This window comes from Methylocaldum sp. (genome assembly GCF_039794385.1).
GTDB lineage: Bacteria > Pseudomonadota > Gammaproteobacteria > Methylococcales > Methylococcaceae > Methylocaldum.
Genome location: NZ_JBDIVO010000239.1, coordinates 1 through 7,421 on the forward strand (window position 1 = coordinate 1; position 7,421 = coordinate 7,421).

General features: G+C 61.4%; 7 protein-coding genes. 4 read left to right on the plus strand and 3 right to left on the minus strand.

Features of this window, described 5'->3' with window-relative positions:
• Window positions 1-194: 194 nt before the first annotated feature.
• The 3 genes from ABJK70_RS17375 to ccmI are packed head-to-tail and all read left to right on the plus strand — an operon-like array spanning window position 195 to window position 2,374.
• Entirely contained in the window at window positions 195-725 is a 531-nt protein-coding gene (locus tag ABJK70_RS17375; RefSeq protein ID WP_347258594.1) for a DsbE family thiol:disulfide interchange protein, read from the plus strand.
• On the plus strand, window positions 722-1,174 hold the full coding sequence (locus tag ABJK70_RS17380) for a cytochrome c-type biogenesis protein (RefSeq protein WP_346425861.1): 453 nt from the start codon (window positions 722-724) through the stop codon (window positions 1,172-1,174). The genes ABJK70_RS17375 and ABJK70_RS17380 overlap by 4 nt, the downstream gene beginning before the upstream one ends.
• A gap of 6 nt (window positions 1,175-1,180) precedes the next feature.
• The gene (gene ccmI, locus ABJK70_RS17385; protein WP_347258595.1) at window positions 1,181-2,374 is read left to right on the plus strand and encodes a c-type cytochrome biogenesis protein CcmI; all 1,194 of its coding nucleotides are present in this window, start codon (window positions 1,181-1,183) and stop codon (window positions 2,372-2,374) included.
• Window positions 2,375-2,666: 292 nt separating this feature from the next.
• Here the strand turns inward: ccmI and ABJK70_RS17390 are convergent, their stop codons facing one another.
• From ABJK70_RS17390 to ilvB, 3 genes are all read right to left on the minus strand, one after another.
• A complete protein-coding gene (locus ABJK70_RS17390) occupies window positions 2,667-3,119 on the minus strand; it encodes a beta/gamma crystallin domain-containing protein (protein ID WP_077732770.1) in 453 nt (150 codons plus the stop codon).
• A 453-nt stretch (window positions 3,120-3,572) separates the two neighbouring features.
• Window positions 3,573-3,881: an acetolactate synthase small subunit gene (gene ilvN / locus ABJK70_RS17395; protein ID WP_077732769.1), complete on the minus strand. Its 309-nt coding sequence runs from the start codon at window positions 3,879-3,881 to the stop codon at window positions 3,573-3,575.
• 3 nt (window positions 3,882-3,884) lie between these two features.
• Window positions 3,885-5,552: an acetolactate synthase large subunit gene (ilvB, locus tag ABJK70_RS17400; RefSeq protein ID WP_347258596.1), complete on the minus strand. Its 1,668-nt coding sequence runs from the start codon at window positions 5,550-5,552 to the stop codon at window positions 3,885-3,887.
• A 467-nt stretch (window positions 5,553-6,019) separates the two neighbouring features.
• Here ilvB and ABJK70_RS17405 point away from each other — a divergent pair.
• A partial coding sequence (locus ABJK70_RS17405; RefSeq protein ID WP_347258597.1) for a tetratricopeptide repeat protein occupies window positions 6,020-7,421 on the plus strand: 1,402 nt, incomplete at its 3' end.

Sequence of the window (7,421 nt, forward strand, 5' to 3'; positions counted from 1 at the left end):
CCGTTTGCGATTGGAAGGGTCATCCCAGCGCTCCTGGGATGACCGTTTGCGATTGGAGCGCCAGGACGACCCTTCCCGACAGTTTGTCGCCAAAGGATTGCCGACCTACTTTACTTAGGACAGGCTTATCCCGGGCTACATAGCACTTGATTTATAGTACGTCTCTTTCCGTAACGGCATATTCATAACCCGTCATGCGCTATCTCATTCCATTGGCCGTGTTCGCCGTCATGGTGATCTTTCTCGGCATCGGTCTGACTCTGAATCCCAAGGAAGTGCCTTCGCCCTTCATCGGCAAGCCCGCGCCCATGTTCGCCCTGCCCCAGGTGGCGGATGCCGGCAAGACCCTGAGCAGCGACGATCTCAAGGGTCAGGTCAGTCTGGTGAATGTTTGGGCGTCCTGGTGCACGTCCTGCCGGGAAGAGCACCCGGTGCTGCTGCAACTCGCCAAGCAGAACATCGTTCCCATCTACGGCCTCAACTACAAGGACGATCGGGACAACGCCCTAGCCTGGCTGCAGCGCTTCGGCGATCCCTATACCGCGAGCGCCTTCGATCCCGAAGGCAAGACCGGCATCGACTGGGGCGTGTACGGCGTGCCGGAAACCTTCGTCGTCGATCGCGACGGCATCATCCGCCACAAGCAGACCGGACCGATCACGCCCGAAATCCTGGAAAAGAAACTACTCCCCCTGATCCGCCAATTACAGGCCAAGTCTTCATGATGCATCGGTTACTGCCGTTCCTGCTGATTCTTCCCTTTACCGTTCAAGCCATCGAAATCCGCGAGTTCGACGATCCGGCCAAGCAACAGCGCTACGAGCGCCTGATCGAAGAGCTTCGCTGCCTGGTCTGCCAGAACCAGTCCCTGGCCGATTCCGATGCCGATCTTGCAAAGGACCTGCGGGACGAGGTCTACACCATCATCCAAAGCGGCAAAAGCGAACAGGAAGCGGTCAAATTCCTGACCGATCGCTACGGCGATTTCGTGCTCTATCGCCCGCCTTTCAAAATGACGACGGCTCTTCTGTGGGTCGGGCCGTTCCTGCTTCTGGCCGGCGGAGGCGCTTTTCTATGGCGACAGGTGAGACGCCGCAACACGGGCGAGGACCTGACGCTTACCGATGAAGAAAAGAAGCGCCTGGAGCGGCTTCGAAACAATCTCGAAGGGTAAATATCGATGACGGGTTTCTGGCTTTCGGCCGTACTGCTTCTGATAGTGGGCTACGTCTTTTTCCTTCCCGCGCTCCTCGGCAAAACCGGCGGCGGGCGGATAAACCGGGCGCGGCTCAATCTCCTTCTGCACCGGCAGCGGCAAACCGAACTCGCCCAGGAAGCGGCAAGCCCCGAGGATCTGGAGCGCCTGACCGCGGAATCCGAACGGAATCTGCTCGGGGATCTCGAGGCTGCCGAAGAGACGAAAGCTCAGTCGAGCACCCGCGGCCGCTCGGCCGTCCTGGCCACGCTAGCGATCGTTCCGGTACTGGCCTTGACGCTTTACCTCGCGCTGGGCCGCATCGACCTGATCGGCGCACGTGCGCCGAACAACATGGCCGGTGTCCAGGACAGCATACGCCAGCTGGCGGAAAGGCTGGCCAAGCAGCCGAACGATCTGGAGGGCTGGGTATTGCTGGCCCGCTCGCTGCAAGCGACCGATCAGCCGGACAAGGCGGTAACGGCCTATGAATTCGCCCTCAAGCTCGCCCCCGAGGATCTGGACGTCAAGGCTTTGTATGCCCAGGCATTGGCCGAAACCCATCAGGGCAGCATGGCCGGCAAGCCGACCGAAATCGTCGACGAAATCCTGAAGAAGAATCCCGATCACCAAACCGCGCTCTGGATGGCGGGAATCGCCGCCGCCGAACGGAAGGACGCGGCCAAGACCGTGGAGTATTGGGAAAGACTGAAAAAGCAATTCGGGCCTGGCAGCGAAGAGGCCAAGCAGATTGAGGGATACATCGCCCAGGTCCAAGGACTCCCCGCCCAAACAACGCCGTCGGAACCCGCCGCCGCAAAGGGCGCGGGCAAACAGATCCGCGTTACGGTGACCCTGGCGGAAAATCTGAAAAGCCGGGTTGCGCCGGACGATGCCCTTTTCGTCTTCGCCCGTGCGGCCGAAGGCCCCCCCATGCCTTTGGCGGTCGTCCGCAAGCAGGCAAAAGACCTGCCGGTAAAAGTCGTGCTGGACGACTCCATGTCCATGATGCAGGGCATGACGCTCTCTACCGCCGACCGCATCGTGATCGGGGCGCGCATTTCGAAGAGCGGACAGCCGAAAGCCGAGGCCGGCGACCTGCAAGGCTTGAGTGAAGCCGTGGCGCCCGAGGATAACGGCAGCTACAAGATCGTCGTCGACCGGATCGTCGGCGAATAGACTGGGCGCTAACCTGCTCCCGGTTGCGACACCGCATCCAGTTCTGAACGGCGGATCATGGAGGATCTTGTGGAGCGGGCTTTAGCCCGCGATATCGAATGGCATTGAGTCGCGGGCTAAACCCAGCTCCCACTGTTGTAGGTCGGCAATCCCTTGCCGACGTAAGCCGTTGGCCGCCCGTCGGCGTCGGGAAAGGATTCCCGACCTACTTTGGGGCAGGTCGCAGAAATCGTAGTTGTAGGTCGGCAATCCTTTGCCGACAATGGGTCTCTTCAAACCGCACGCCCCGGTCTCACCGCCGGCACTGGACCTTTAGCGAATTGATATTGCGGTGGAAATTCAGGTCGCCCAGATGGTGTTCCTTGGTTCCGGGCCCGAAACTGATCTTCAAATCCTGGGCACTCCCGATGTCCTTTTCTCCCAAAGCTTGAAGCTCTTTCTGGTGATAGATCGGTCCCTGGGGTGTATCCTCGAAATTTTCCTGCCGAAAGGCATAAATCTCCGCATCCGGACCAACAACCAGGCTTTCGATGCGATTGCTCCAGTCCTCGCCGCTCAGTGACTTGAGGTTGGACAGTTCGACGGGTCCTTTCAAGCGAACGTGGGAACCTTGGTAATCCGCCTTATCATAGAGATCCAGCCAGCATTCCTTCGCAGCTGCCGCCCAACTCGCGGACCACAACAAAACAGCCGCGAAAAGAAAAGATGTGAACCTGCCAAGCCTAGGAGCGAACTTGGTATACATGGCAAACTCCCTATATTTCGAAGGTTGGTCTGCAAACAGCCGCAACGGACCGTCGTTTGCGCCCTTCCTTGGCATGCAGCCCCGCAAACTTGGAGTCCTTCTGAATGTTACGAGTTCCTAAATCTTTGCCAAACCTCGGTCCGTCAACTTGGATCTGCGGCTCAGGTCCAGATTACGCTTGAGAACCCCGGTCGGCAAGATTCGATAATCAGTCACATCGTTCGCGGTGTGGGCATAAGACTGGCCGGAACTCCCGAACTAGAGAACGTCTGCCTGAAAGGTGGAGGTCGTAGGTCCGCAATCCTTTGCCGACGAACGCACTCGCCGACCCTCTGCGCCGGGAAAGGATTCCCGGCCTACCGAGCGACGCCGGTTCGTAGGTCGGCAATCCTTTGCCGACAAACGGGATCGACGCGCAAGACGGTGGCTCACAAGCAGCCGCCACCAAACGCTCTAGCGGAAGAACTCCTCCAACCGCTCGAACACTTCGTGATCCGCGCCATGACGCCGTACGCTCAGGACATCTTCCAGCTTTTCCAATTGCTTGACCATCTGCGCGAGGCGCGCGTCTTCATTGACCAGCAGCCAGATTCGGCTGGTCGCGCCGGCACCCACCGGCATGCAGAGGATGCCCTCGACATTGTAGGCGCGGCGCGAAAACAGGCCGACCACGTGGGACATGACGCCGGGATGGTTGACGACGTCGAGCTCCAGCACGGTCCGCGCCGACGTCCGTTGTTCGAATAAAGACTGTCCGTCCATGATTCAGCCTCCGATCATCTCTATGTTGGCAGCACCGGGCGGCACCATGGGCAATACCTGATCCTCGACGTCGATCCCGGCGTGGATCAGGCATGGGCCGCGAGTGGTCAGCGCTTGGTGCAGGACCTCCTTCGGGTTCTCCGCCGTATCGAGATCGACGGCGCGCAGGCCGAAGCCTTCGGCGATCCGGTCGAAATCCGGCGCGGCACGAAACCGCGACGCATAGATGCGCTTGCCATAAAACAGCGTCTGCTGCTGGTGCACCAAACCGAGAGCGTTGTTGTTCATCAGCACCACCTTGATGTTGACGTCCTCCTCGGCGGCGGTCGCCAGCTCCTGCACGTTCATCAGAATGCTGCCGTCGCCGGAGAAACAGACCACGGCCGCGTCCGGCTCGGCGAGCGCCGCGCCGATCGCGGCCGGGAGGCCGAAGCCCATGGTGCCCAGGCCGCCCGAGGTCAGCCAGCGGCGCGGGCGGCGCAGAGGATAGCTTTGTGCCACCCACATCTGGTGCTGGCCGACGTCGGTTGCGACAATCGCCTCGTCGTCGAGGTTCTCGGCCACGGCGCGTATCAAGCCGTAATGGGTTCGCGGGTCGGCTATGCCGGGCGTGACGAGGGGAAACATCCGCTTCAATTCGGCGACGCGGGCCAGCCACGAGTCGCGGTTTTGCGCCGGCACTCTCGGCAGCAGTTCTTGCAACACGGCCGCCGCGTCGCCCCGGATGCCGACGTGGGCCGTCTTGATCTTGTTCAGCTCGGCCGAATCGATGTCGATGTGAATGACCTTCGCGTGCGGACAGAACGCCGCGACCTTGCCCGTCGCCCGGTCGTCGAAACGGGCACCGACGGCGATCAGCAGATCGCATTCGTCCAGCGCCAGGTTAGTACAGCGCGCCCCATGCATGCCGAGCATGCCCAGCGACAGCGGATGGTCCACCGGCAATGCGCCCAACGCCATCAAAGTCATCACGGTCGGCAGCGACGATTTTTCGGCCAGGGCCGACGCCGTTTCCGACGCCCCCGCGTGCATGATGCCCCCGCCGAGGTACAGAATCGGCCGCTCCGCCGCCTCGATCAGATCCGCCGCCCGCTGGACGAGCGCGATATCGACCGGCGGAGCCGGGTCCGGCGCGCCGGGTTCGGGCCATGCGTTCACGTCGATCGACTCCGTCTGCACGTCTTTGGGAATATCGATCAACACCGGCCCCGGACGTCCCGAAGCCGCGATGCGGAAGGCGTTCGGCATCACCTCGAGCAGTTCCGCCGCCGAGTCCACCAGAAAATTGTGCTTGGTGATCGGAATCGTCAGGCCGTAGGTGTCGACCTCCTGAAAGGCGTCGGTGCCGATCATCCCGCGCGGCACCTGGCCGGTGATCGCCACCAGCGGGATCGAGTCGAGCTTGGCATCGGCGATAGCGGTCAGCAGATTGGTCGCTCCGGGTCCGGACGAGGCCATGCACACCGCGGGAACGCCGGTGACCCTCGCCATGCCTTGGGCAATGAAGCCCGCGCCCTGTTCGTGCCGGGCGAGGACGTGGCGGATTTGCGCGGATTTCGACAAGGCATCGTAGATCGGCAGATTCGCGCCGCCCGGAATGCCGGCAACGACGCGCACGCCCTGCCGCTCGAGGAGGCGAACGGTGAGTTGGGCGCCGGATAGTATCGTCATGGGGTTCTCCTTGGTAGAGCCGGAGTCCGGCGGAGGCCCCAAAAAAGAAACCCCCGTCGGCTTGCGCCGGCGGGGGTTGTTGAATCAGGTCGTTTACTTACTCATCTCCAACCCACGACGGCGCGCGCATCACCACTTGCACGACGACGACCACCACGAGGGCGACGATGCGACGAATGGCGAAGTGACGGAGGTTCATGGATCGGATCGGGTACGAGTAAATATTCAGAGCGTGTCGAAAGGTTATTCTGGCTCAGCGAGGCCTTTTCGCGCAAGCCGTTGTTACAATTTCACTGCCACAATATGACCGCTTCGGTATAACGGCAAACAAAAGCGAGCGGAAATCACCAAACCCGGAACCCGAGAGTTTGGTTTTTACGCCTAAGCAATGAACGGTCGTTTTTACGATAATCGCGTTTCCCGTTCGACGGAACGCATTCAAGCCTAAGCTTAACGAGGAGGGGATCATGAAATTTTCCGATACCGTCGGCATCGGCCTGCTGGCCTCGCTGCTGATCGGCACGCAACCGGCACTTGCCGCCGAAACGACGGGCCATGTTCACACCGAAGCGGGGCATTATCCCAAGGACACGGCTGCCGCCCAGGCTGTCTACGTCGATAGCGAACCGCCCCTGTGGGACAACCTCGGCACGCTGAGCTACAAGATCACCACGAGCAACACCCGCGCCCAGCAATATTTCGATCAGGGTTTGAGATTGGCCTATGCCTTCAACCATCTGGAGGCGCAACGGGCCTTCCGCATGGCGCAGAAACTCGATCCCCAGTGCGCCATGTGTTTCTGGGGCGAAGCCTTGGTGTTGGGACCGAATATCAATGCGCCGATGGAGCCTTCCGCGGTCGGCCCGGCCTGGGCCGCGATCGAGCGGGCGAAAGCCCTTGCCAAGCACGCGAGCCCCAAGGAGCAAGCCTTGATCGAGGCGCTCGCGAAACGCTACGACAAGAATCCGAAGACCGACCGGAAGCGCCTGGACCAAGCCTACGCCACGGCGATGGGCAAACTCGCCCAGCGTTTCCCCGAGGATGACGAGATCGCCGTGTTGTACGCGGAAAGCCTGATGGATCTCGCGCCCTGGGACTACTGGGCTGACCAAGGCCGCAAACCCAAGGGGCGCACGGCGGAAATCGTAGAGGTCCTGGAGCGGGTGCTGGCGAACAACCCCGACCATCCCGGCGCGATTCATTATTACATCCATATGATGGAGGCTTCCGACCGGCCCGAACGGGCGGAACCTTATGCGAAACGCCTCGCCGGTCTGATGCCGGGCGCGGGACATCTGGTCCACATGCCGGGACACCTTTACTACCGGCTGGGCCGCTATCGGGACGCTCTCGAAGCCAATCGCGCCGCCATCGAAGTCGACGAGGCATATTTGAAGGAGACCGGCGCAAAGGGCATCTACGCGCAAGGCTATTATCCGCACAACGTTCATTTCCTGATGGTTTCGGCGCAGATGGCGGGCGACGGCAAAACCGCTCTCGCGGCGGCGGAGAAACTCGCCGGCGTGCTGTCCGACGAGACGGTCCGTGCGGTGCCGTGGGTACAACCGGTCAAGGCCGCGCCATACTTCGCCCACGCCCAGTTCAGTCCGCCCGAAACGGTCCTGAAAATGGCCGATCCGGGCTCGGAGTTCCCGTACGTACAAGCCATGTGGCGCTATACCCGTGGCGTTGCGGCGGCGGCCAAGGGAGCGCCGCAGGACGCACGGCTCGAACTCGACGCCTTGACCGGGATCGCCAAAACGGCGGATTTTTCCGGATTGACGGAAGCCGGCGTCCCGGCGGCGGACATTGTTCGGATCGCCCAGGACGTGCTTTCGGCGCGCATCGCCCAGGCCGAAGGCGATCTCG